Genomic DNA, 26,230 nt, shown 5'->3' with positions numbered 1-26,230 from the left:
ATTAATGTATCTAATTCATTATATATGCCCCGAGATTTTTTCCATATTGTATGGACTAATGTGTAAAAAGCCGCTAATATCAACAGAGCGGCTTTTTTTATTCCTTTTGATTTTTTATTCCTTTTGTTTATATTAGTTCCTGTAGTCCTTTTTGGTGTTGATATTCAGCAAGTTGAGCATGATTATCGAATCAATAGGCTCTCTGCTGTGCGGATACAGCATAATCATCCAGTTCCTTCATCACGCGATGGAGCAGTGTGCGCTCAAGCTGAAGGTACGTATGCAGCTTTTGTTCGATCCGGCTGAACAGCATTTTATCGTTTTTAAAATTAAATTTCAAAACCAGATTTCTTAGTGACTCATGCTGCTGCACAATCAGGGTATAGCGTTCGATCACGTCATCGTCTGGCTTCAGAATCGACAGTTCCATCAAATACCGCAAGCGTTGCAGCATTATTATTTTGTGCTCCCAGAACAGGTGAAAGGCTCTACGATCGAATTGAACAAATGATGTTGAATGAAGCTTGTCCTTTATTTTCTCAATCGAATGTTCCACCGCCTTCATGCCGAACAGCGTCTTCTCCTTGAAGCTTAGATCCACTGTGATCGATGAATTCAAGTAGCGGCGAATCGACTCAGCGATCTGATCAATCTGCAGCGAATAATCCCGTTCTTCACGAATGCTGAGAAGATGGACATTCTTGAAAAATTCGTTATCGCTAACTATACTGTAGTACCCTTGCTCGATCTCTTCGATTGGACACTCCGTCTTTATATATTTACCATCGGCCAAATTGTCCGCCATCAGAAAGGTTCGTTTCTGTTCATCATAGCCATACACCAATATTTCGTGCCAATGACTTACTTGCTGATATTGCTTAGATACAGATATGTAGGAGCGGTCTACGTAGAAGTAAAGATAATAATTAGAATGAAGAGATTCTATGATAAAATCCGTAAGGCTCTCCCATTTTCGATTCAGAATATCACGGGGGATGATATGATGATTAATCCATGGAATATTATCCAGCAAGGTATGATGGTTATCGAAAAAGTAGGAATCCCAGTCCTCCACATAGCGAATCTGAATGAAATTATTGTACAACCAGGGCAAGTAATGATCGTTGTTCGAGAGCATAGAAGTGACACTTCCATAGATATTGTATGTGTAAAATGTCGGCTCATAGAATGGCAGGATAATTGAAGCCACGCTCATACCTCCCGCGGTTTTTAAATTGACTTGCACTCCGTAAGATAAATACTTCTACAATAATTACCAACTCCCTCCATGTTAGCCTGTTTTTTTTTGGGATGAAAGATTCAAGATATGCGACAATTTCCCTGAGTCTATTGGTTTGTTTATATCCGCGTGCAACATTGGAACCACCGTAGGGGCCGCGCTTGGCGGCTTATTTATATCAGGCCTGGGTGTGAAATATGTTGTATGGGTGGGCATTCTTTCTGTGATATTAGGTCTGGTAACGATATTGCTCAGACAATCCACTCACAGCTCGGCCACACACAATGCTAAGCAATATTCAGCCTAAAATTAATCCGCCTCATTGGACGTTTGCGTTGAAATGAGGCGGACTATCTACACAGCTACACACTTACAGCACTGAAAAAATACGTACCGTTAATCCCCCTGAATATCCCTCAAGGACTGCTGTCAAATCAGAATAATTTAGAAATGCGAGTGCCTTGCTGTCTGTATTCACCTTCGGCTTCCATTCCTCATTTATCCGTTGGTTCACAATATGTAATCGGCACTTCTCACCCGTATAGTCCGTGCCCTCCAGTATATATTCAGCTCGAAGCTTGACAACTCCATTCCCAAAGTACTCCTGTACATCCTCAGCTCCGGGTAAAATGTGACCTGTAAAGTATGGACCTTCACAGCTGCCTGTGAAGAATATTGCAATCTGTCTATAAGTACCTTCTTCCCTCCGAAGCTCTCTGCCTGTAATCTGTATGTCGATCGTTAACACTTCTTTTTTGCCAAGTAAAAATTGTTGGATGGATACGATTGCGCTAGAGGTCTGCTTTTCCGTAAATTGATGTCCAGCATCTTTTATCAGCTGCAGGTGACACTGCCCTGGTTCATAGCATTCCTTCGCCTTAATGGAGTAATTGTAATGTACGATTTCATCCGCTGTGCCATGAAGCAGCAGCACGGGTCCATGATAGGGCCTAATTTCGTCGAACGGATCCATCTCTACCACGGCATCGTGGAACTTCTTACTGATTAGCATCTGCCCACAATCAATAAGCTCTGGAACATCGTGGACATGATATGAGGAGTTGGCGAGGGTGCCGCTGCGTGCATGATCCGGAATACAGAGTGCAGGATAGATGAGGATTAGCGACTCTACTTCGTCCGGGCATTGTGCAGCTACGAGAGCCGAGACGAATCCACCCTGGCTGAAGCCCATGAGAGTCAATCGCTTGGCATCTACAAAAGGCAGCTTTACAATATCATGCATAACAGCTTTGAGATCCTCGCATTCGGTCAGGATTGTCATGTCCGTCGTTTCTCCGTCACTTCTCCCCTCCCCATTGGCAGAGCCCCCACAGAAGTCAAAGCAAAACGCGGCATAGCCCCATGATGCAAGTGCCATACAATAGTCCACTAGATTCATGGAATTCCCACCGAATCCATGACTGACGATGACAGCCGGAAGATGATCTCCCTGTGGCAAGTATTCTTTTCCACGAATGGTTAACCCATCTCGTATGCAACAAAAATCACGCTCACTAATCGCATTATTCATTCGCTCCATCCCTCCTTCTTTGATAATAATACGCTTACATCAAAACATATATATGTTTATTTCTGTTTTCTAAATATAGACAATTATCTACACTAAATATCATAAATATTGGTTTAGTTACATAATTTGTGTTGACACTACAATATTTGAAGGATACAATCATTATGTAAAAATAAGGATAATCAAAAAAAGGATGGTGAATTTTTATGAAAGGGTTTACAAAATGGATGGTTGCTGCTGCGCTTCTGATCTTAACGTTCTCTTCTATCACGCCTACTTATGGTGCAGCCAACTTTCCGAACACGGGCACGACGGGGCTCACCGGGTTTGCGGGGAATGCCAAAAATGAAAATGGTGTCTCCAAATCTGCAGTCACAGGCGGCAAAAACGGTCAAATCATCTACATCAATAATCTGAATGACCTGCGAACGCACATTGCGGACACGACTCCTAAAATTCTGGTCATCGAACGCAACATCTCGTCGTCCTCATTGCAGAAAGTTAATTTTGGTGCAAATAAGACAATTGTCGGCTCATATGACAATCATACGCTTACGAATATTCATTTCCGCTCCACCTCCACCTCCAGCAATGTTATCTTTCAGAACCTGAAATTCGAGCATTCTGCCAGCATCAACGCAAACGATGATATTCAGATGTACATTACCTCTGGCTCGAACTACTGGATTGATCATGTGACATTCTCGGGCCACAATTACAGCTCTGGCGGCGGAGATCTGGACAAGCTCCTGTATATTGGCGATAGAGCAGACTATATTACCGTTAGCAATTCCAAATTTGCTAACCACAAATACGGAATTATTATGGGACACCCCAATGATGGCAACAGCAGCTACGATGGTGTGCCTCATGTGACCATAGCTAACAATTATTTTGAGAATCTGTACGTTCGTGGTCCTGGTCTCTTCAGATATGGGTACTACCATATCAAAAACAACTATGCCAACAACTTTAATCAATCGATTACGATCGGTGAAAAAGCTCGCATTTACTCGGAGAACAACTATTTCGGAGCGGGTGCAGAAAAAGGCGGCATACTCGATGACAAGGGTAAAGGTGAATTCACCGATACAGGCAGCACACCTGCTCTAACTGCTCCAAAATCCCCAAAAACCAACTGGAGACCTAGTAGTAACTACAGCTATGAAGTGCGTGATGCCAGCTATGCTCGTGAGTTCGTGACCAAATACGCCGGCTCATCCAATACAACGCTTGTCTTTGGTAAATAATGATTCAAAAGGGTTAGACCTGTTGAACATGCTGTCTTAATGATGTTGTGGATGGCTGGAGGATTCCCCATCCACAACATCAAGCTTTATTGGGCTGGCGAAATGCTTTGCGGGTTGTTGAATACATTTTGCGGATCGTACTTCGCTTTAACTTTTCTCAGTCTGGCATAGTTCTTTCCGTAATAGACCGGTCCGGAGCATGTAATGCCTTGGTCTGGTACGTTGATATACGAGCCTACTATATAAGGCTCCAGTTTCTTTCTCGTGCTTCGGGTCAAAGCGATATTTCTGGCTGCATGGGATGGCTTCACCCACGAGCTGTTCCATTCAACATAGTAATCAGCCTTTCTCCAGTAGAATGCCGTGGCTTGTGGTGCAACCCGACTGACAGCCCCACCCCAATTCAAGAAGTAGAAGCCCGCTGGTGTACCTCCCTCCGCCTTTTCCAGGAATTCACGCATGGCTTTGAAGGCTTTTTCAGGGAATGGACGTCGACCAAAGCCGCTGGAGAACTGATTGCTGAACCTTTGTGTAAGCACAGGGTCCGGAGCCAGCATAAACTTTGTGACTTGCGTGTATGGAAGGTACTCAATAGTTTTCTGAGTTGGTGTCCCTACACTAAGAATGGGTGCCAACTGCCGAAGAGCCTCACTTTTTGATCCGAGATACAGCCCCAGCATGCTGACGTTTCCACCTTTTTTGGGACCAACGCTTAGTTCACTCCCTAGCTTGGTACTGGCATTCGGTGCCCAAACCTGCCATTTCTTCACGACCTTCTCGAATTGTGCCCATGGCCAGGTAATGCGGAATACAGTCGCCTTAGCTGGAGCGCGTCGCACCTTGAACTTATATTTGGTATATACACCGAAGTTACCGCCTCCGCCGCCTCGTGTGGCCCACAGAAGATCAGAATTTTGTTTTTTGTTCGCACGAATAACCCGTCCTTTGGCATCAACCATTTCAAGCTCCAGCAGGTTATCGCTGATCAGACCGATGGTTCTTTGTAGCGGGCCGATGCCTCCGCCAGGCGTAATTCCGCCGATGCCGACCGTTGGGCTGTCACCGAATGGGGCCATGAACCCTTGCTTCGCAAGCGCATCTACGATTCTTCCCACCCGATTACCCGTCTCCACAACAACCGTTCCGCTTTTTTTGTTTAGCTTTATTTTCTTCATTTCGCTAACGTCAATGACGATCCCACCATTAACCTGTGACAGGTTAGTCTCTAATGCGTGTCTCCCGCTTCTTGGACGAATCGGAACCTTGTTATGACGTGCCCAGCTTATGGCGTTCGCTACATCCTTTGTCTGCTGAGCGAACACAAATACTTTGGGGAATCTGTCTGTATGTGGGTCCCAGTTCTTACGCGCCCTTTCGTACCCAGGGTCCCCCTTGAAAATAACTCGCCCCGTTAGCCTCTTTTGTGAACTCACCGATCTACTCAACTCCTTAGATTAAGTAACCATCCATGTCTGCTCGTGAACAATTGGGCTGACTCCATATAGCCTATGTAATAGGCTCGAGATGTGTATAGGCTAGTGCTGAGATGTCTTAGGCATATTTAGCGCTGAAATGTAGATGCGCATCCCAAAAAAGACCTATGTATGCAAAGTGCACACATAGGTCTACATCTCCGTTCAGATCAACATAGAACTGGCAAAGGGGTCAATTGCATTTGTACTGGCAGGAGTTGTAACGGAAAGCCCCAGCCTGACTTAAAACATCCTTATCAGCACTACACCAGCCAGCATAACAAGGATTCCAACAATCTGTATGGGCTGTATTCGATTTTTTACAGATCGCAGCAGACCGAATTGCTCCACGAATAGGCTGCCGATGATTTGCCCTAATAAAGCAAGAATCACGGTCTGACCTGTACCAAGTTGATTGACCAGAAATACGTTAATCAGTACGTAGGTTCCTCCTAGTATTCCGCCAATCCACACCCACCAAGGAGCGAATTGTCTAATGGGTTCCTTTACATTCGTATAAGAACGATCTCTAAGAGCCACTACGAGAATCAATGTAATACTACCAACGAAGAATGATACAAATGCTGCATGAAACGGTGAATCCAGCACTCTTCCCAACTGACCATTAACGGCGATTTGGACAGACATCAGCATACCCGCACCGATGCCCACCATGCGCCATATCCATTGACTTACCTGATTCGTGCTATTCGTTGCTTTGGAGAAACGGCGTGTACGTAGCACATCCTGTGCAGCTATTGCCAGAAAAACGCCTAACAAAACCAATGTGATGCCCATGGTACGAGTGGATCCAAAAGGCTGCGAAATGGAATGGAACCATCCATAGTGATCAATCAGCATACTCATCAGCGTCATCCCCAAAATGGGTATAACCGCCGTTTGGACACTTCCCAGCTTAGGAAACAAAAGAATGTTCGTAGTCAGGCCAATGACGCCACACAAGCCCCCAAGCCAAATCCAGCCGGGTTCTCTAGTGAAGATCTCTAGGGGCACACTCAATGAGGAGCCAGTAAGTAACGTGGCGGCGCTAAGAAAGATGGCGGCTATAGCAAAGGAAATCATGGAGGCTAAAAATGGCGATATGACATATGTTCGCAACTGGGCATTGATCGCCGTTTGAACCGCAAGACTAGCTCCGATTCCCACAGCAAGAATCATGGCTAACAACAGAACTTCACTCCTTATATTCGAGACAATTCAGTATTATCAATGTAGTTCATTCAGATAGAAATTACTGTTCCATAGTATCTCACCGTGACCATATTTATGGACGTATTAGCCTCTGTTTATTGACCTGGTATGCGTGGATTCCTCTCTTCAACCTCTGCAGCCCTTCTTCCAGCCTTGCGGCAGGACAAGCATAATTTAAGCGTATAAAATGATCACCATTGCCACCAAATATACCACCCTTTGACACATATAAGCCGGTTTTTTTTCGAATAAACTCGCATAGATCCTCGGTGTCCTGTGTAATGGAGCTACAATCAATCCAAGCCAAATACGTAGCTTCCGAGGAGATAACCTGAAGTTCCGGTATTTCGTGTTGGATAAACTGTTCAAGCAGCTGCTTGTTCCTCATCAGATAACTTAATAACGCTTCAAGCCAAGGTTCTCCTTTTGTAAAGGCCGCTATGGCCGCTTCCACGGCAAATACGTTAGGCTCTGCAACCTCGTCCGTATTGATTCCCCGCCGAACCAGAGCCCATATTTCAGGATTCGGTATAATGATGCTTGAAGTCTGAATTCCAGCCAGATTAAAGGTCTTGGTTGGAGCGACGCAGGTAATAGAATGGTTCGCGATCTCTTCAGAGACCGCAGCAAAAGGCACATACTTGAAGCCAGGATGTGTTAAGTCGCAATGAATCTCATCCGAAACAATCAGAACATGGTGCTTGATGCATAACTGCCCGATCCGTTCTAAGATTGCTCGGTCCCATACCTTCCCGATCGGATTGTGAGGATTACAGAAGATCATTAGTGTTGTATCAGGGTCAGACAACTTCACTTCAAGATCCTCCCAGTCAATGGCATACTCACCATTCTGGTAGAGTAGATTGCTTACGATCGGCTCACGTTGGTTATTTAGGATGGAATTATAGAAAATATTATATACAGGAGCCATTACCAGTATTTTTTCGTTCATCTTCGTCATTTTGCGTACAATGGAGGAGATCGCGGGTACAACCCCCGTACAGAACATAATCCAATCTTTTTGCACCTTGAATTGATGTCTATTGGCCCACCATTGCGCTACAGCCTCATAATAGCCATCTGGTACAGAAGTATAGCCGAAGATGTGATGATCTAGTCTTTTTTGCATAGCCGTGATTACGGCAGATGAAGTCTCAAAATCCATGTCTGCTACCCACATGGGTAATTCACCGGATGCAATATCCCATTTATATGAGTTGGTTCCGGATCGCTCCGTCATTTTATCAAAATCAAACATCATGTAGCTTTCACCCGATCCGTTAGGTCATATTGTGTCGAGTCTGCTATAATCTCGGGATCATCAAGAATGAGCTCTCGTATATTCTTCGCCTTAATGCTTCCGGCTAATGGATTCTTCACACTTAAGAGTTCTGTTGTAGCTTCTACCTGAATGGCTGAATATTCAAATGCCAGGTCTGTGTTGATAATCGTTCCGTTCTCAATCGTTAACTGGTCCATGTAGCACATGCCCTGGTTACTCTCAATTCTGCAATTGACAAACTTGATATTTCTGGAGTTCCAGCCGAGATATTCTCCTATAATCACGGAATCATACACGGTGACATTCTCACAGTTCCAGAAGGCGTCTTTGGAAATGAGTCTTGCGTTTCGAATCTCCATATTCTTGGCCCCATCAAACGCATAATTTCCAACTAGCGTAAAATCATCAATGAAGATGTTCTCGCTGTTCATACCAAAGTAATCCCCACGGGCAGTCACATGGTTTAGATAGATATCTTTACATTGCCAAAGGGTCTCCTGCGCATTGGGCAAATCTACATGGGTTAGTCGAATATGGCTTGCACGCCGAAAGCTCTTCGGCGCCTCAAGGACACTATCACTGATCGAAATATGATGTGTATACCATATACCCGATCGTGCCATCTCCAGCAGTGTACTGTTCATTAGTGTAACGTGATTACAGTACCAGAGTGGATACTTCCACTTGAAAATACTATGCTCAATAATGATGTTACTACTTTCCTTCAATGGGGACTCACCGTCAGTGAATACAGAATTCGTTATGGTTAAATCCTTACTTTTGAATAGGGCACGTTCTCCGGTCAATATTTGTTGGTCAATCAATGACAATCTAATCCCCCGTTTCGCTATGGTCATTACTTACAGACTTACACCCGGATGCATTCCTTCTAGCAAGGCTTAGTGCTGTAGGTATTTCAGATAGCAATTCCTTGAGCAATAAGACACATGAGTAGCAGTATACGATCCGATGGTGTTCACTTCCCGTCAATAAAAAGAGCCTGCATACGCAGGCCCCACTAATCAAGTGGCCTCTGCCACTTAAGGTCTGATCAATACTTTGAGAGCCTCGCGATTATCCATCGCACGGTATCCCTCAGGAACGCCGTCAAGATCAACGGTTACGTCAAAGACGCGACCAGGCTCAAGGCTTCCATCCAGAATATCTGGCAACAATACTTCCATGTACGCACGAGTCGGCGCTGGACCACCTCTAAGGGTAATATTACGTCCGAACAGACTTGTAAAACCAACCGGAGCATCCTCGTATTGAGGTACTCCTACACGACTGATAACTCCACCAGCACGAACGGCTCCAAGACTCATTTCATAGGCAGACATCAGCCCAACACATTCCAGTACGACATGCGTTCCTTCACCATTCGTCAGTTCCTTGACTTTCGCGATGCCTTCTTCTCCACGTTCAGATATGACATCCGTGGCTCCGAATTCAATACCAAGATCTGTCCGCTTCTTATGGCGACCCATGAGAATGATTTTCTTCGCGCCAAGCTTCTTCGCAGAGAGAACGGCAAGCAGACCGACAGCTCCATCACCGATCACAGTTACTGTTGTACTTTCATTGACTCCGCCCATGACAGCAGCATGATAGCCTGTACCATACACATCAGACAAAGTTAGCAGCGACGGCAACAACGGAGAATTCTCATCAATATGATCAGGTAGCTTGAACATGCTTCCTTGTGCCTGAGGCACTCGAACATACTCCGCCTGACAGCCTGTCATGAAGCTCCCGTGCACACAAGAAGTCATTAAGCCTTCCTCGCAGAATGGGCAAGTGTTGTCTCCTACTGCAAAGGGGACGATGACTAGATCGCCTTTCTTGAAGCCGGAGACCTGTTCACCCATTTCTTCGATTCTTCCAATCACCTCATGGCCCATAGCTTCACCTTCACCATGCTCATGGGCATGCATGTTGTGATATGGATGGAGATCACTGCCGCAAATACACGCAGCAACCACCTTCAAGATGGCATCCGTAGGAAGCTGTAATTGCGGGACAGCTATTTCTTCTACACGCACATCCCCAGCGGCATACATAATATTGGCTTTCATCATAGGGGTTCCACCTTTACTTTCATATGAGTTGCAATTGATGGTTGTCCGCTCATGCAATCTGAGCAAACTACTATATATCGGTAACTGATTGTTATCTGACGGATAGCTGTACAACCTCAGTGTTCTGTATATAGGTAGCATAGTCTTTGGCACTTTGCTCAAGGGCTTCATCCGACAGGTGCTGCATGACACCGTACAAAATGTATGGAGTCAGATAACGCATGCCGATCATATTACTCGTGGTCTGAAGAGGTCTCAGCAGTTCATGAATCGTGTGTTTAAAATTTCCATCTGGTGAATAGTTTTCTTTGGCAGCGCCTACGGAGACTGCAATTAACAAATCTTTGCCGTGCAGCTTATTCCCTGTACTTCCATACGCCCAGCCGTAAGTGAGGACTGCGTCCTCCCATTTCTTCAATAATGAAGGTGTGCTGTACCAATAGAACGGAAACTGAAGAACGACACGGTCATGCTGCTCAAGTAATTTTTGCTCAGCCGCTACATCAATGTTCTCATCGGGGTAAGCTTCATAGACCCGGTGCACTGTAACCGTCCCTTGCTGCTCCAGTTCTTCGGTCAAACGTCGATTCACACGGGATGCTGCCAAATTAGGGTGAAATACAAGGACAAGTGTTTTCATTTCAGCTTCTCTCCAATTCGTTTGTGTGTTGAGGCCGTTCACTAACTGGCGAATTTTGCTCATCACGATCAGCTAATAGCATTCCTGCAACACCAATGTTATCTCTATCATTTTCCTTTATGAAAACAAAAAAGGCTTGCTCTGGCAGGCTCATGATATTTGCAGCTGATGTGGTCATTTCCTTTACCAACATTCTCTTTTGCTCTTTTGTTAATGTAGGGGCTTCAATGGATATTACTGGCATGATATAGTCTCCTTTTTATCTAATGTTGCATTTCTTAAGCTCTCAAATATGAACATTGATTGTTTAATCAACTTATGTTTATAATTCTAAACAGAAACCCTATTCTTTCAATAATCAAATCCGCTCAATGTGTGGATTAATGAACATATTCTAAGGAATTGCCGATTATCTAACGGAGGAGCTGACTTATCAATGACAAAAATAGACAGACGAATTATTAAGTCTCAAGAGGCGATCAAGAAGGCCATTCTTGAGCTTATGGTTGAGAAAAACTTTGAAGAAATAACAATAAGAGATATATCTGACAGAGCCAATCTGAACCGAGGAACCATCTATCTTCACTATATGGATAAATATGATTTACTCGATAAGATTGTGGAAGAACATATTAGTAATCTCCGTGAACTATGCCACTCTGCTGCTGACATGACCTTTAAAGAAGGAAATTACGTCTGGTTTGATTACTTTGCTAACAATCACCTATTCTTTTCGATCATGCTCAATACAAAGAGCGCAGCCTACTTCCGCAGTCGCTTCCTTGATCTGGTCGTTCAGGAATATGGCGTTGAGGTCGATACCTCCGAGGGAGTCAATCAAGGCTTGAATGAAGAGATTATTCTTCAATTTTTTGGAGCTGCTGTCGTTGGAGCTGTAGAATGGTGGTTCAAGAATGGCATGCCTGTACCCCCTCGTGTAATCGCCGAACAAACCGGACAAATCTTGGACAGGAATTTTTGAATGTTCCTAAGGAGCTGCTCCATATCGTAACCCGCTTAATCTGACAATCATTTTTCCGCATATTTCTTAGTTCTTAAAATAGGCTTCACAAATACTAGATAAAGAATCAAGGATAGCCCGACGGACAATGCACAGACTACAAATAAAGCCTGATAACTGGCATAGTGAGAAATCATGCCCAATATAATCGAGCCGAGACCGATCCCGAGATCGTTAGCAGTTGTAATTGTAGCATTGGCGACTCCCTTACGGTCGGCACGTGCAACCAGTAAGGTTGCTGATTGGAATGCCGGCTGAGCCGATCCAAAGCCAATACCATATAGGACCGCTGATATCACAATACCCACCGTTCCTTTGGAAGCAAATAACATAATTAAAGAACTGATCGTAACTACTAGTGAAGGAGCAAGTATGAATAGCTCCCCGTATCGATCCGAAAGCTTCCCGGTAATGGGGCGGCTCAATGCCAGCGCTGCAGCGAACGTTAGAAAGAATACTCCGGAATTGACCTGAAGTGAATCAGCGAATAAAGGAATAAAAGTGGTAACACCACCATAAGCGATGAAGAGAAAGAAGACGGCTACCGCGATAGGTAACACTGACTTTTCGTACAATTGTAGTTTGCCTTTGCTCGGTTGTGGGTTGAAGGGGATCTTTGCACTCATGGTCAAGATCAACGCAATCGAAGAAAGGATCAGACCTAACAGAAACAATATGCTGTAAGAGTGCATTTGGATAACCCAGATCCCGAATAGCGGACCTACTGCCATAGCTAGCGTCATTGACGTGCTGAACCAGCCTAACCCCTCGCCTCTTCTTGCTGGAGCTACTGTATCTGTCACAGAAGTAATCATTGCGGTAGTAGAAAACGCCCAACTGAGCCCATGAAGGATTCTGAGTGCTATAAGCATCAGAATGCCTCCAACCCAGTTATACATATACATGGTTACAGCGAACACTATGAGCCCCAGCGTAATAAACAAACGTCTACCATAACGATCTAGCAGCCCACCTACAAGCGGTCTGAAGAACACAGCAGAGAGCGCAAAAGCGCCCACTACCATGCCAACCTGAGACTCGTCGCCACTCAATTCCTTAATAAATGCTGGCATCGTGGGATAGAGCATATAAAATGCGGTAAACAGTGCCAGATTTGCAGCAGTCATTAGAACAAATGGCTTGGTCCATAAACGATTTATTGTGCTCATCGTTCATCCCCCCTTCTCAGGAAGTCATACTTGCACTATGACAAGAACAATTCTTCTCCATTGCTTTCAATCACTTTTTTATACCAGTCAAATGATTTCTTCTTTTTGCGTTCCAATGTGCCATTACCGCTGTCATCTTTATCAACATAGATAAAGCCATAGCGCTTACTCATTTGTCCACTACTGGAGCTTACCAAATCAATGCATCCCCATGTCGTATATCCGAGAAGCTCTACACCGTCTTCCTCCACTGCTGCTTTGAAAGCTTGAATATGTTCACGGATGTACTCAATTCTGTAATCATCCTCAATGTGGCCCATTTCGTTAATGGTATCGTGGGCTCCAAGTCCATTTTCTACAATGAACAGCGGTTTTTGATAGCGATCATAGAGTGCATTTAGCGTAATTCTGAGACCCAATGAGTCGATTTGCCATCCCCACTCGCTTGTTTTCAAGTATTTATTTTTTAAAGTCGGAAACAAATTAGCCGCAGTCTCTGTATTTACTTCGGGATCTGCACTGGTCAATCGTGAACCATAATAGCTAAATGAGACAAAATCAACCGTATTATTCTTTAATAGCTCTTCATCCCCCTGCTCAAATTGCAGGTCAATCCCCATTCGCTCAAACATCTTTTTAGCATAATTAGGATATTCCCCACGGGATTGAACATCAACGAAGAAATAATGCTCCCTGTCTCGTGTCATGGCTTTCCATACGTCTTCGGGAGCTGGAGTATAAGAATACGTGCTCGCCCCAGCTAGCATGCAGCCAATTTGGATTTCAGGATTGATTTTGCGTGCAATTTCGGTAGCCTTTGCACTCGCAAGTAATTGGTGATGTGCGGCTTGATATTTGATCGCTTCTTCATTTTCACCTTCCTTGAATACTAGACCTGCGCTGCCAAAGGGAAGATGCAGGATCATATTGATCTCGTTAATCGTGAGCCAATATTTCACTTTGTCTTTATATCTACTAAAAAGGGTCTCACAAAGCCGCGCGTAATGCTCTACCATTGTGCGGCTTCTCCAGGAACCAATCGTTCTGACCAGATGCATGGGTACATCAAAGTGTGTAATGGTTACCAAGGGCTCAATGCCATATTTCAAGCATTCATCAAATACATTGTCGTAAAATTCCAGTCCAGCTTCATTAGGTATTTCATCATCCCCATTGGGAAAGATCCTTGTCCAGGCTATGGATAAACGTAGTGTTTTGAAGCCCATTTCTGCGAACAACGCAATATCCCCTTTATACCGGTGGTAGAAATCAATGGCTTCATGGCTCGGATAATAGTGTGAGCTGTCGCACTCAAGTGCTTCTTTTTTACCTCGCATAATAGGAACCCGGTCTTCTCCCCATGGGATAACATCGACATTGGATAGCCCTTTGTTCCCTTCCAAATAACCACCCTCACATTGATTCGCAGCAGTTGCTCCTCCCCAGAGGAAGTCTTTTCGTAGAACCATATCTCATAAGCTCCTATCTCTAATTTACTTTTAGTTCGAATAATGAATCCTCGAAAGATACCACTGTTTGTGTGGTCTCCGTGAGCTCTTTGTAGCGATCTGAGTTAGTAATAATAATTGGAGTTTGTGTCACGTAGCCCTCTGCTTGGATTTTCTCCAAATCAAAGGTAAGCAACAATTGTCCCTTCGTAATTCTTTGCCCCTCGACAACATGCGATTCAAAATACTTACCATTGAGCTTAACCGTGTTCAGACCTACATGAATAAGAACCTCAGCACCTGTATCTGACCGGAGCCCCATGGCATGCTTTTTGGGAAAGAGAGATACGATTGTGCCATCAAAGGGTGAAATAACCTTTCCTTCGCTAGGCTCTATTGCTATTCCTTTACCCATGGCTCCAGAAGCAAAGGCCACATCTTGTATATCTTTAAGTGCAATGGTGCTTCCACTCAATGGACTTGCTATAGTTAATGCTGCTGCTGTAATTGGAACAGTCTCTACCGCTACTTTTACTTCTTCCGTGCTCACGTTTGCTGATTTTTCAAATCTAAAGCTAAGCAAGTACGTAAGAACTGCGGTTACAAGTGCTGCAATAAGCAATGCAATTAAGATATTATAGAAATTAGCCAAGTTAGCACCTAAATACAGCGGAATGGCAGGTATACCGGATGCTCCGGTTGCATAGCGAGATACCCCTGTTAGACCTGCATATAGTCCGCCACAAGCAGCACCAATCATTGCTGCGATTAGCGGATATTTCTTCGGCAAGTTTACTCCATAAAGAGCTGCCTCTGTAATACCCATTAATCCGGTAATACCACTAGTTGTCGAGATTTGCTTCATGGATGGATCTTTAGTTCTCGAACCTACCACCAAAGCAGCCACACCTTGCGTTATATTAGATACCAGAGCACCCGGACCTATAATATTTTCATAACCTAAGGTGGTGATTTGCGTTAATGAAAGAGGCACAATGTTATGATGTAGTCCAAACATGACAAGGATTGGCCAGAATGTCGCGATGATGAATATAACCAGCCAAGAACCATGCGAACCTAAGAAATCAAAGCCCATTGCTAAATACGTTCCGACAAATGATCCTAACGGACCAAGTACGGTAAGGCCAATCGTTCCAACAACCAAGATAGTTAACATCGGCACAAAAATAATTTTTATGGAATCATGTATTATTCGCTTGAAGAAAGGCTCAATATACGATTGCGCCCATACCGTTAGAAGGATTGGAACCACAGATGAACTATAAGTAACAAGCGTCAGTGGGATACCAAATACGTTGACATCATTGCCCTCTGTCTTTAATTGAATCAAACTGGGATGCAAGAAGATTCCCGCCAGGACAATTGCCAATACAGGGCTACACTTTAGTTTGTTTGCAGCAGAGTAGGCTAACAAAAATGGTAAGAAGTAAAATATGGCGTCTGACATAAAATTAATGACATAAAAGGTCTGTGAGTCTCGTGAGATCCATTTAAGCAAAATCAACAGAGCTAAAAGTGCTTTAATCATCCCGGCACCAGCAATGGCAGGAACAATTGGACTAAAGGTTCCAGATACGAAATCAATAAATTTGCCTACAATACTTGCTTTTCTCCCATTACCTGCTTCGCTATTTGAAGCCCACTTAGGTTCCAAATGCTTGACGACCTCGTTGTAAACGTCTTCAACATGTGTTCCAATAACGACCTGAAACTGTCCGCCACTTTCTATGGCATCAATGACACCATCTAAAGACTTAATCGACTCACGCTTCGCTTTATTAATATCGTTCAATGCAAATCTAAGTCGAGTCATACAGTGGGTTAGTGTAGATACATTTTCATGACCACCAACACGCTCTACAATATCTTTAGCTAAGTTCTCATACTTTTTGCTCATACCAAGGTGCCCCCTCTAAGTGTCTCTATTACTACTATGAACGTACACGGAAGCGCTTATAAAATTCTGCTTATAAGCATTTCCACCTCCTTAATTAACTCCTCCCAAAATAAAAAAGCTACTTATCTGTGAGTGATATAAAAAGGTAACATTCACTGCACCTTTAAAATATCATCAGATAAATAGCTATAGCCAATACCTATATTTAATGCTTTATCATGCCTGAAAGGCATGTTTAATATGTTGCAAAAAACGCACTGCAGATGGACTGAATATTTTATGCTTCTTCCAGACAATCACCGTTGGAAATTGAAGCTCTGGATAAAATGGGATGAAGCAAAGACTGTCCGAATGCTTCATCGCCACAGCCCCCTCAATACAGATTGCAGTTCCTAATCCCTGCTCTACTAGATTGACCACATTGGATATTAGGTTATAGGTAGCTACAAAGTGAAGCTGTGAATACTCATCGGCGAACCAACTGGCAATCTCATTTTGTACAACGACTCGACTCGAAATGAGCAACGGTACTCCTGTCAGATCTTTTGCAGCCACATAGTCTTTACTTGCAAGTGGCGACGAGGTTCTTGTAAGAATGCCCCATCGCTCTTTTTGCGGTAGCCTGATAAAATCATACTTTTCGATATGAATCGGTTCCAGCAAGATTCCAATGTCAAGTAAACCCTTATCGATCCTTTCCTTGATGTCATCACCAGTCCCGCTAAAAATGTGATAGCTAACCTGAGGATATTCTGCATTGAAGTCTTTTAGCGATTGTAGAATCACATTGGATGTTAATGATTCAACACTACCAATCGAAATGGTTCCTCCAACCAGGTTGTTCTGATCCTTGAACTCTTTCTCGGTTTTATCTGCAAGGGTAAGAATCTCCTCTGCCCGCTGACGCAAAAGCATCCCTGACTCCGTTAGTGTTATTTTGCTTTTGCCGCGTATAAACAATTGAGTTCCTAAGTCTTTTTCCAGATCAGCCAACTGTCTACTTAGCGTAGGCTGTGTCACATGCAGGATCGTTGCTGCATGTGTAATGTTCTCCACGCGGGCTACTGTCAAAAAATATCGAAGCACTCTTAATTCCATGACCCCTCCTGCTTTGCTTCAACTCACCAAATGCTAATTCACCTGCCCCCATATTATCTTGGTTTTATATGATTTTCAACATAACCTGCTTTTAGGCTACATATCCCTCTGTACGGTTGAGAGAGAGACCAGCACAGGCCCGGCAAAATCGGAGGCCTCCTCCCCCTTCGGATTATGATGGCGGAACAGAAAAGCATCCCCTGCTTCTGATGTCCACACCATATAATCGCTAATCCCTTTCTCCCCGGAAGCTTGAAGATAGAGTTCTGCGTAGCCAAGTGGGTGCTCCATCAACTCGCCGCTATAATCGGACACCTCACCAGCCTGGCTTAACTCTTCCCTTCCTGCAGCTTCAAGCTGAGCGATATCATAATCTGCTGGCAGTGGCTCAATGTCGACATAATAATCTGGATTACTGCCCAAGGATAAGCGCCCCGCAGCCGGATCAAATGCAAATTTCTCGAAGACATACAAGGAGAACCCCTCCCCCTTCTGCAGGACTGCTTCCAGGGATTGGTTGCCTTCAGCTGTCAACAGCTCAAAGCTTTCAGTATGCGGGCGGGTTGCTACTTCGGATGCCTCCTGCCCAGAGGAAGGTGGTGAGGTTACTTCGGTTTCTGGACCTGCTGCTCCTGGGGTGTCGGTAGTATCGGTAGTTTCCGTAGGAACTGACCCTCCCTTACATGCGGTTAGCATGAAGACCATGACGAACATCAGTATAATTGTTCTCAAGGGATATCTGTTATTCAATCTGATCGCTCCTTTCGTATCTTCTCCTGTGGCTCTGGATATAACACATCACACTACATTAACGGTTCAGCACTCTCTAATGTTTCAATGATATGTTATTACCCATTATGGAGAAGGTACTCACATGCAGAGCGTAACTGAACCTACAGGTTCTTCCCAGTAATATCTGTACAAGATCCGTACAAGATCAGCAATCTTCCTGCCTATACAATATTGATCACAAGCTGAGCAGGATACATGCCTTCGGAATAGGCTGATAAGACAGCGCGTCCTCGCTCTCCAGTCAGCCGAATCACCGTACTGACACAACCGTGATACATATGCATCCAATGGCTGTCGTAGGATTCGCTTGAGCTGAGATCTCCGTTATCTACAGCGACAATTTCTGCCGGCCCGCTAACCTTGAATACAACTTTTGCACTCTCTCGGAAGACAGGTATGTCAGCTCCATCTTTAGCTCGAACGGTGAATAGCTTCAAATAACCAGCGGCTGCATCCAGAAAAACTTCCTCCTTGTCAAAACGGAGCTTAGCCGCAATAGCAGCTGTCTGTAAGGTGTACGTACTAACCTCTTGTCCATCTATTAAGCCTCGCACCGTAACTTTGCCTGGTAGATAGGGAAGATAGCCTGTGATCATTCGATTGGGATAGGAAGAAGGTGAATTTACGTAAAATACTTTGTCATTCAGCTCAATCGTTACCTTTTCACAATTGGTTGCAATCATGTAAGGGATTACCGATTTATTGAACTGTGGAAAATCCCAGTGACTCGCATATCTTGGCGCATCCCAATGCTCCTTGACTCCTTCGTCCTGCAGTGAATAATCCATAACAGCCATATATACGATAGGCTGATCTGACCAATAGCTTTGATATAGATAGGACATGGGCTTGCGTTCATTATTTGTCCAGAACAAGGACCCCGCCCACCCCTTGGCCGGGTATCCCATGGATTCACCTAAATAATCAATCCCCGTCCACAGCATGCCCCCGATGACATAATCATTTTCCTCCACATCAAGCCATGGCACCTTTTCGCTATAATTCTGGAGGTGATCTGGATGTCCCCTGAAGAATTGATACGTCTCTGTCCCCAGGATCAATTTGTCTGGAATGGCCTTATGAATCTCAGGATACCATTGCTCCTGATAGTTGCAGCTAATGACATCTACAATCTCTGCAATCCTGCGGATGCGCTCCACCCGATCTTGCAGGTCATAAATTTCGGTATCGTCCACTTCATCCACAAATTGCTGAATATCTGTCACCTGTGACACGTCCACATGGCTTTCATATTTGAAATGCGGGTTCATAGCATACGATATCGGTCTCGTGTTATCCATAGTTAGCAGATGCTCCTTCAGCATGCTCAGAATCTTCAACATCGACTCCTGCCCCTGGTTCTCAACCTCGTTGCCGACGCCCCACATGAAGATACAGGGATGATTGCGATCCCTTCTTACCATGCATTCCACATCACGCTGCCACTCCGTCTCAAAATATCTTCCGTACGCTCCACCAGTCCATTTGTCAAAGGGCTCCTCGTAGACTAGAAGTCCCAGCTCGTCACACAGATCCAGAATTTCAGCCGCTGGAATATGATGCGCCGTACGGATGGCATTGCACCCGATTTCTTTGAACTGGACGAGTCTATCCCTCCAGATCTCCGGGGTGACAGCTGTTCCGAGACAGCCTGCATCCTGATGAATGCAGAGTCCCTTCACCTTGGTCATGGTTCCATTAATATACATCCCTTTTCCGGGGATCATCTCAATTGTCCTGATGCCCACGTTCAGTGCATAGCTGTCAATGACCTCTCCGCCCTCCACCAACGACAGCTCCAGTCGATATAAATAAGGCTTTTCTGGGCTCCACAGCTTCACATTTGGAATCTCCAGTTGAATGTGTCCGGTATCGGCTTCAGCAGTCACGCTCAGATCGTCATCGAAAAGGCATGCTTTCACCAAGGAGGAAGTCCCTGTCTTGATGGTCACGATTCCTGTTACACCATCAATTTCCGTAGTTACGTGAATTTCTTCTGGCTGTAGGTGGTTATAATTCAGTTCCATCAGCGTAACCGTTCTGTATATACCTGCTCCCGAATACCACCTGTCGGCTGGTAATGAGGTGTTATCCACCTTTACCAGAATCAGGTTGTCCCCCTCATGAATCAAATCCGTAATATCCAGCACAAATCTTGAGTATCCGTATTTTTGAGTGCCGGCTTCCTGGCCGTTCACCCATATCGTACTATTCTCATACACACCATCGAACTGTAGCTTGTACACATGGTCCTTCTTCATTTGATCCAATACAAGCTTTCTTCGATACCAGCCAATCCCCCATCTGTCCCTGAACCCCTGCTCCTTGGCTTGACTCATCGTTCTTGAGATCGGGGCTGTAATAGCCCAGTCATGAGGAAGCGTGACGGGTTCGAAATTATGGTCATCGGGTTGCTGCAATGTGAACTCCCAATCCTGCATCAGCTTCGTTTCATGTCGGCTCATCATCCTTCACCATCCTTTTGATTGTAGTCGCATGTCAAGCTTTGTTATATTTATATTGTAGGATCCAATCCAGACCCGTACAATCTGACAATATTAAAAATAACTTTAAAATATTAAGGTGATTCTATGTATAAGAGGCTTCTGCCAGTGATTACAGATGCGGACAAAGAGCTCCCCTACTATCTAGTGGATGCGGCATGCAATTGGCCTCAAGAGCATGTCATTCGTCCGAAGGGTTACCTGCACCAATGGATTCAATGTGTGGAGGGTGAAGGGGAGTTGATCGTTGCCGGGAAAGCCTATCGAGTTAAAGAGGGGTCTGCCATGCTGCTGCTGAAGGGGCTTCCTCACGAGTATTATGCAATTAGTCCAACCTGGACTGTGAACTGGGTCGTATTCGAGGGCCAGCAGGTGGAGCCTTTTTTGAGGAAAACGGCAGGGATGAATACCTCTGGTGTATTGCACATCTCCAGACCAGACATTTTCTGGGCGAAGATACAAAGTATTATGGGGGTTGAACAATCGGATCATGCTTTAAGAGGTCTCCAGTGGTCCAGCCTTGTCTATTCCCTGCTCACGGACATTGTTCAATACGCTTCGACCCATCCGCATAACAGCATTTCCCATCCGAATCTCAGACTGAAGCCGCTGCTCACATTTATTGATGAGAACTTTAGCAATCCACTAACTCTGGATGACATGGCCGAGATCACGGGAATTACCCCGCAGCATTTGTGTACGGTCTTTAAGAAGACTATGAACATTAGAATCTTTCAATATATTCAATCGGTTCGAATCAAGAAGAGTAAGGAGCTGCTCCTGCAACAACCGCTCTGGTCCATTAAAGAAATTGCTTTTATGTCCGGCTTTGAGGATGCTAACTATTTCTGCACGGTCTTCAAGAAGCACGAACAATTAACCCCCAAGCAGTTCCGGAGGCTCCATCATTGAAGGGGGATAATTCATTCGCGCAGCGCTCTTTCCACCGCCATTATTTCTCGACTACAATAGGAAGTTCGGCTCCGTTCCTCAAGAACAATGGAATATGCTCTAATGGCGCTTCTACCTTGATGGTACAGCCCCCTTCCAGCATGTCACCGCTATAGGCATTCTTCCACGAGACTCCTGCAGGCAGATAGACTTGGCGGCTTCGCTGACCCTCTCGGACTACAGGAGCAACCAGTAAATCCGGGCCGAACATATACTGATCCTCCACCTCCCATGCCGCCGGATCGTTATCAAAATCATAGAATAGCGGGCGCATGGGTGGAGTTCCCTTTTCATGGGCCTCCAGCATCAATTCGGCAATATAAGGCTTCAGGCGCTCGCGCAAATACATGAATTCCCGGAAAATCTCATATGCCTTATCCCCATAGCTCCATACTTCATTATCCGAGCCACTACCACAAATGCCGCCCCCTGCTGTCCCAGTGGGTGGAACAAATGGCTGACGATCACCATGAAGCCGAAAGACAGGACATAATGCACCGTACTGAAACCAGCGAATTATACATTCCCGGAATGATGGGTTCTCCGGATCTCCGCCATGAAAACCACCGATGTCTGTCGTCCACCAAGGAATCCCCGCAATTGCCATGTTCAAGCCCGCCTTCACTTGGATCTCCAACACCTTGAAGCTGGAGTGTATGTCTCCTGACCAGACAAGTGCACCGTAGCGTTGACTTCCCGCCCAGGCACAGCGCACCAGATTGACAATATTCGCTTGTCCTTCTGCTTCCATTCCTTCGTAGAACGTTTGGCTATACTTTACTGGATAAATGTTGCCGATCTGCTTACTGGAGCCCATATGATAGCGGTAAATATCATGATCATAGACGCTTAGCTCCGGCTCCGCCTCGTCCAGCCAAAACACCCGAATGCCTTTGTCGTAATAATTCTTCTTAATCAGCCCCCATAAGAACCTACGTGCTTCGGGATTTGTGGCATCAAAAATAGCATTTTGACCGAGAAATTGAAATTGGGTACGCACGCCGCGATCGGAGCGTAGCAGGTAACCCTTTTCCAGCATCTCCCGATAGTTCTCACTCTCCGTCTGGACCGTAGGCCATACTGAGATCATCAGCTCGATGCCCATCTCCCCCAGCTCCTTGACCATCCCTTCAGGGTCAGGCCAATAGATTGGATCGAACCTCCAATCCCCTTGATTGGTCCAGTGAAAGAAGTCGATAACAATTACATCAATTGGCAATTGTCTACGCTTATATTCTCTTGCTACTGTAAGTAGCTCCTCCTGAGTACGGTAGCGAAGCTTGCACTGCCAGAAGCCAAGACCATAGTCCGGCATCATCGGTACCTTGCCTGTGGCGGTAGCATAACTTTCTTCAATCTCTGCAGGAGAATCACCCGCTGTGATCCAGTAATCGAGCTGCTTGGTGGAGGGGGCGCTCCACTCCGTGACGTTCAGACTAAAATGGACTTGTCCAATGGCTGGGTTGTGCCACAGAAAACCGTAGCCAGCGCTTGATAGCACAAAGGGCACGCTGATCTGACTGTTACGGTGAGTCAATTCCAGTGAGCAGCCCTTCAAATTAAGAAAGGAATGCTGATATTGTCCCATGCCGAACAGCTTCTCGGATGGATCGGACTCCAATCGTAGCTTGACGGAATAATCACTGCTACCCGGGTAAGGCTTGAGCTCTCGGCCACCGTATTTCAATTGATAGGTATCTTCCGTTTCATGAAGTAGCAGCTTTCCATCCTGGTTATAAAAGGAGATTTGTCCTTGCTTGCTAATCTCAGCTTTGATTTTGCCGTTCACTATCGTTGCTCTGTCCTCTTCAATTATCACCTGCGCGTGGGTTGAAGTAGCTGGCAGCAGCGCCCACTCATCATTCTGAATGTCGTTGTAGGAGGCACGAACACGAACAGCATTCTCCCCCCATGCCTCGATCCATACCCGCTCATGATCATATTCTCGTATCAGTCTTCCATTTTCCGAGCGAAACATAGCAGTAGACCTCCATCTCAGCATATAATTGGATTACAGCCCCATTATAGCGGACAAAGCCAGAACAGAATCTACGAAAACTACGTATTATTCATACGATATTACGTTTGTAATGGAGATGAGCATGTTCATGGATATGCATGACGAGAATTTATATTCCTGGAGACAAGAGCATACGGAAATACCGGAATTCACCTTTCCGGTTAATGTGTTTCATATTCATTTTCCCGACCGTTATCTGATACCGCCTCATTGGCATGATCATTTGGAATGGATTTATATTACGAAGGGGAGCTTTCAGCTACAGATTGGTTCCGACTCTAGACAATTGCATGCAGGAGAAGCTGCCTGGGTCAACCGTAGACAAATGCATTCCGCTCATCCGGTGGAACACGGAAGTGAACTATATGCCATTGTGTATAATGAGGTCCTGCTGAAAGGGATACAAGATTATACGGAGGTACAATATATCCAACCGCTGCTAGGTGGAGAGGTCTCACTGCCATTGTTCTATGATAGGGACTTGCCCATGTCCGATATGGTTCGCGAATCACTTGAGCGTCTGATTATGCTACACCATGAACAGAGTCCAGGCTACGAATTGCGGTTCAAGGGTGAGCTACTTAGTCTACTCGGCTTGGCATTTCAACAGACCAAGCAACGAAAGCGCAACCAGCACATCCGATTGGATACCGGAATACATCCGTTGCTCGTGCATTTAGGCAGTCATTTCCACGAACCCATTACAATAGAGCAAGCTGCTCGGATGTGCTGTGTTACGCCCAATTACTTCTGTTCACTGTTCAAGAAGACAACGGGTACAACGCTAATTAAGTATATTCACATGCTGCGAGTCTACGAAGCCTGCCGACTCCTCCAGCTTCAGCGCTACTCCGTGCAGGATGTGGCCAGCCAGGTCGGATTTTCCAACCTGACTTATTTTGGCAGAGTATTCAAGAGCTTCACTGGAATGTCACCGAGACAGTACATGGCTCGTTCTCATATAAATGAATAGGACAAAAACATATTGCCAGCAACGGTGCCTATGAGATCAATGGTGTAACTTCCATTGCAAACGCATTCAAGGAGCTGAGTTGTCGTCGCAGGACTCATAGTCGAACCAATCAAAATGAGCTGGTGTAATAGATCGTGCTCCATTACCAGTTGCATACATTGCTATGAAGACTCCTGTGAAACCACCTGCTACTTCCGTGGCAAGTAGTCCGGATTCACCTTTTCCGAACCAGAACGGTTCCTTGTCTTCGCTCTCGGAAAATCCAAATTGATAGTGTGTTTTATCTGCTTGAATGACTAGAAGGATGTGATCAGATGACCAAGGAATCTCACTCTCGACCTTCCACAAGGTACCCAATCGTCTACGAAAGATCAGTTTGTTGTCGCCAGCCAATCGAACTAAAGCCATGTCATAATGAAAACGTTCGTTCATATACACGGTAATGCCTGCTTCTTCACCGTCTTGCTGTGGCTTAAAGGATAAGTGCGTCGAGGCTCGGCAATGAAAATCCTGCTGTCTTCTACCTACGAATGCTGGTGAGTCCGCTTCATTCAATGTAATTGGAGAACCATATAAGGTAAGACAGCCTCTCTTCGCGCTGAGTGACCAATTATCAGGCTGCGGTGAACGGAGGAATGTCCAGCTAGCAGCAAGGCTCTCGTTATTGAAGTCATCCCTCACGGGAGCAGTAATAGGTGCTACCAGCGTGAGATCCTCAGCGGACATGATGTCATCTATCGTTCCGTTGTTACCGATCAATGGCCAACCATCATCCGTCCAACGGACAGGTGCGAGGAAGGTCTCACGACCAAGATGATGGCGCGGAGGATAACCGTTCGGCCTTATTCCCAGAAATACGGCCCACCAGCTACCCTCGGGAGTCTGAACCAGATCGGCATGACCTGTGGCGTGAATGGGCTTGAGAAGGCTCCGATGCGATAGAATCGGGTTGTAGGGACAGCTTTCAAACGGACCATCTGGCCTCTTGCTTCTAGCGATCGTTACCATATGACCGTACTCTGTTCCGCCTTCTGAGATTATCAAATAGTACCAATGTCCAATGCGATAGAGATGTGGGGCCTCAGGATATTGACCGCCAGTACCCTTCCATATGCGTGTTATGTCTGATAGCCGTTCTCCTGTTCTTATGTCGATTCGGCTTTGGTATGCGCCCTGACCCATAGCATCATGAGAGGTAGTAAAGTAGACCTGTCCATCCTCGTCAAAAAACAGATCCGGATCAATGCCTGGCTGGTCTACGAGAATAGGGTCTGACCATTTTCCAAAGGGGTCCTCGGTGTGTACATAGAAGTTACCACAGTCCGACACATTGGTGGTTGTCATGTAGAACGTCCCATTATGGTAACGAATGGTTGGCGCATAGATTCCGCCTGAACTGCCGGCGTTACTAAGATTCAGCTGTTCCCTTCTCGTCAGTACATGACCAATCTGATGCCAGTTCACCAGATCAGTGCTATGAAATAACGGGACGCCTGGGAAGTACTCAAACGAACTCGTCACGAGATAATAGTCATGGCCAACTCTGCAAATGCTGGGATCAGGATGAAAACCACGAATGACGGGATTACGATAATTCATAGACAAGCTCTCCTTCACACGTTGTTATGATA

The 26,230-nt window shown here is 45.2% G+C and carries 21 protein-coding genes; 4 read left to right on the top strand and 17 right to left on the bottom strand.

Annotated features, from left to right (window positions below; translation table 11 throughout):
• Positions 1 to 190: 190 nt before the first annotated feature.
• A complete protein-coding gene (locus K331_RS29775; protein ID WP_051289882.1) occupies positions 191 to 1,210 on the bottom strand; it encodes a hypothetical protein in 1,020 nt (339 codons plus the stop codon).
• Positions 1,211 to 1,610: 400 nt separating this feature from the next.
• The gene (locus K331_RS0116930; protein WP_028591221.1) at positions 1,611 to 2,771 is read right to left on the bottom strand and encodes an alpha/beta fold hydrolase; all 1,161 of its coding nucleotides are present in this window, start codon (positions 2,769 to 2,771) and stop codon (positions 1,611 to 1,613) included.
• A 206-nt stretch (positions 2,772 to 2,977) separates the two neighbouring features.
• Here K331_RS0116930 and K331_RS0116925 point away from each other — a divergent pair, with 206 nt between their 5' ends.
• Positions 2,978 to 4,021: a pectate lyase family protein gene (locus K331_RS0116925; protein WP_028591220.1), complete on the top strand. Its 1,044-nt coding sequence runs from the start codon at positions 2,978 to 2,980 to the stop codon at positions 4,019 to 4,021.
• An 86-nt stretch (positions 4,022 to 4,107) separates the two neighbouring features.
• Here K331_RS0116925 and K331_RS0116920 read toward each other — a convergent pair whose 3' ends face one another.
• The 7 genes from K331_RS0116920 to dmpI all read right to left on the bottom strand — a co-directional run bounded on the left by K331_RS0116920 (position 4,108) and on the right by dmpI (position 10,949).
• Positions 4,108 to 5,454 (bottom strand): FAD-binding oxidoreductase, encoded by a 1,347-nt coding sequence (locus K331_RS0116920; protein ID WP_028591219.1) that lies wholly within the window; start codon positions 5,452 to 5,454, stop codon positions 4,108 to 4,110.
• 282 nt (positions 5,455 to 5,736) lie between these two features.
• Positions 5,737 to 6,681 (bottom strand): DMT family transporter, encoded by a 945-nt coding sequence (locus tag K331_RS0116915; RefSeq protein ID WP_028591218.1) that lies wholly within the window; start codon positions 6,679 to 6,681, stop codon positions 5,737 to 5,739.
• A 97-nt stretch (positions 6,682 to 6,778) separates the two neighbouring features.
• The gene (locus tag K331_RS0116910; RefSeq protein WP_028591217.1) at positions 6,779 to 7,966 is read right to left on the bottom strand and encodes a MalY/PatB family protein; all 1,188 of its coding nucleotides are present in this window, start codon (positions 7,964 to 7,966) and stop codon (positions 6,779 to 6,781) included.
• Positions 7,963 to 8,811, bottom strand: a complete 849-nt coding sequence (locus tag K331_RS0116905; RefSeq protein WP_226383621.1) for a DUF3737 family protein — start codon at positions 8,809 to 8,811, stop codon at positions 7,963 to 7,965. Before K331_RS0116905 ends, K331_RS0116910 begins: the two co-directional genes overlap by 4 nt.
• 216 nt (positions 8,812 to 9,027) lie before the next feature.
• Positions 9,028 to 10,065, bottom strand: a complete 1,038-nt coding sequence (locus K331_RS0116900; RefSeq protein ID WP_226383620.1) for a zinc-binding dehydrogenase — start codon at positions 10,063 to 10,065, stop codon at positions 9,028 to 9,030.
• A 91-nt stretch (positions 10,066 to 10,156) separates the two neighbouring features.
• Entirely contained in the window at positions 10,157 to 10,705 is a 549-nt protein-coding gene (locus K331_RS0116895) for an NAD(P)H-dependent oxidoreductase (RefSeq protein WP_028591214.1), read from the bottom strand.
• Between the two features lies 1 nt (position 10,706).
• The gene (gene dmpI, locus K331_RS0116890) at positions 10,707 to 10,949 is read right to left on the bottom strand and encodes a 4-oxalocrotonate tautomerase DmpI (RefSeq protein WP_028591213.1); all 243 of its coding nucleotides are present in this window, start codon (positions 10,947 to 10,949) and stop codon (positions 10,707 to 10,709) included.
• Between the two features lie 192 nt (positions 10,950 to 11,141).
• Here dmpI and K331_RS0116885 point away from each other — a divergent pair, with 192 nt between their 5' ends.
• Entirely contained in the window at positions 11,142 to 11,687 is a 546-nt protein-coding gene (locus K331_RS0116885) for a TetR/AcrR family transcriptional regulator (RefSeq protein WP_028591212.1), read from the top strand.
• A gap of 47 nt (positions 11,688 to 11,734) precedes the next feature.
• Here K331_RS0116885 and K331_RS0116880 read toward each other — a convergent pair whose 3' ends face one another.
• From K331_RS0116880 to K331_RS0116855, 6 genes are all read right to left on the bottom strand, one after another.
• Positions 11,735 to 12,886, bottom strand: coding sequence for an MFS transporter (locus K331_RS0116880; RefSeq protein WP_028591211.1), 1,152 nt, complete (start codon positions 12,884 to 12,886; stop codon positions 11,735 to 11,737).
• Between the two features lie 44 nt (positions 12,887 to 12,930).
• On the bottom strand, positions 12,931 to 14,364 hold the full coding sequence (locus K331_RS0116875; protein WP_028591210.1) for a 6-phospho-beta-glucosidase: 1,434 nt from the start codon (positions 14,362 to 14,364) through the stop codon (positions 12,931 to 12,933).
• Positions 14,365 to 14,383: 19 nt separating this feature from the next.
• Positions 14,384 to 16,261 carry a beta-glucoside-specific PTS transporter subunit IIABC gene (locus K331_RS0116870; RefSeq protein ID WP_028591209.1) on the bottom strand — a complete coding sequence of 626 codons (1,878 nt, stop codon included), beginning with the start codon at positions 16,259 to 16,261 and terminating at the stop codon, positions 14,384 to 14,386.
• 216 nt (positions 16,262 to 16,477) lie between these two features.
• Positions 16,478 to 17,359 carry a LysR family transcriptional regulator gene (locus tag K331_RS0116865; RefSeq protein ID WP_028591208.1) on the bottom strand — a complete coding sequence of 294 codons (882 nt, stop codon included), beginning with the start codon at positions 17,357 to 17,359 and terminating at the stop codon, positions 16,478 to 16,480.
• Positions 17,360 to 17,455: 96 nt separating this feature from the next.
• Entirely contained in the window at positions 17,456 to 18,109 is a 654-nt protein-coding gene (locus K331_RS0116860; RefSeq protein ID WP_028591207.1) for a hypothetical protein, read from the bottom strand.
• Positions 18,110 to 18,312: 203 nt separating this feature from the next.
• Positions 18,313 to 20,619 carry a sugar-binding domain-containing protein gene (locus K331_RS0116855; RefSeq protein WP_226383619.1) on the bottom strand — a complete coding sequence of 769 codons (2,307 nt, stop codon included), beginning with the start codon at positions 20,617 to 20,619 and terminating at the stop codon, positions 18,313 to 18,315.
• Between the two features lie 123 nt (positions 20,620 to 20,742).
• Between K331_RS0116855 and K331_RS0116850 the strand changes: the two genes are divergently transcribed.
• Positions 20,743 to 21,567 carry an AraC family transcriptional regulator gene (locus K331_RS0116850; protein WP_028591205.1) on the top strand — a complete coding sequence of 275 codons (825 nt, stop codon included), beginning with the start codon at positions 20,743 to 20,745 and terminating at the stop codon, positions 21,565 to 21,567.
• A 40-nt stretch (positions 21,568 to 21,607) separates the two neighbouring features.
• Here K331_RS0116850 and K331_RS0116845 read toward each other — a convergent pair whose 3' ends face one another.
• Positions 21,608 to 23,584 (bottom strand): glycoside hydrolase family 31 protein, encoded by a 1,977-nt coding sequence (locus K331_RS0116845; RefSeq protein ID WP_084165495.1) that lies wholly within the window; start codon positions 23,582 to 23,584, stop codon positions 21,608 to 21,610.
• A gap of 130 nt (positions 23,585 to 23,714) precedes the next feature.
• On the opposite strand from K331_RS0116845, the gene K331_RS0116840 reads away from it, so the two are divergent.
• Complete coding sequence (locus K331_RS0116840; protein ID WP_166653123.1) at positions 23,715 to 24,599, top strand: helix-turn-helix transcriptional regulator; 885 nt, start codon at positions 23,715 to 23,717, stop codon at positions 24,597 to 24,599.
• 66 nt (positions 24,600 to 24,665) lie between these two features.
• Here K331_RS0116840 and K331_RS0116835 read toward each other — a convergent pair whose 3' ends face one another.
• Positions 24,666 to 26,198, bottom strand: coding sequence for a glycoside hydrolase family 43 protein (locus K331_RS0116835; RefSeq protein ID WP_028591202.1), 1,533 nt, complete (start codon positions 26,196 to 26,198; stop codon positions 24,666 to 24,668).
• Between the last annotated feature and the right edge of the window lie 32 nt (positions 26,199 to 26,230).

The sequence above is a fragment of the Paenibacillus massiliensis subsp. panacisoli DSM 21345 genome (genome assembly GCF_000426545.1).
GTDB classification, from domain to species: Bacteria; Bacillota; Bacilli; order Paenibacillales; family Paenibacillaceae; genus Paenibacillus; species Paenibacillus panacisoli.
This window is presented reverse-complemented; position numbering and strand designations above follow the sequence as displayed.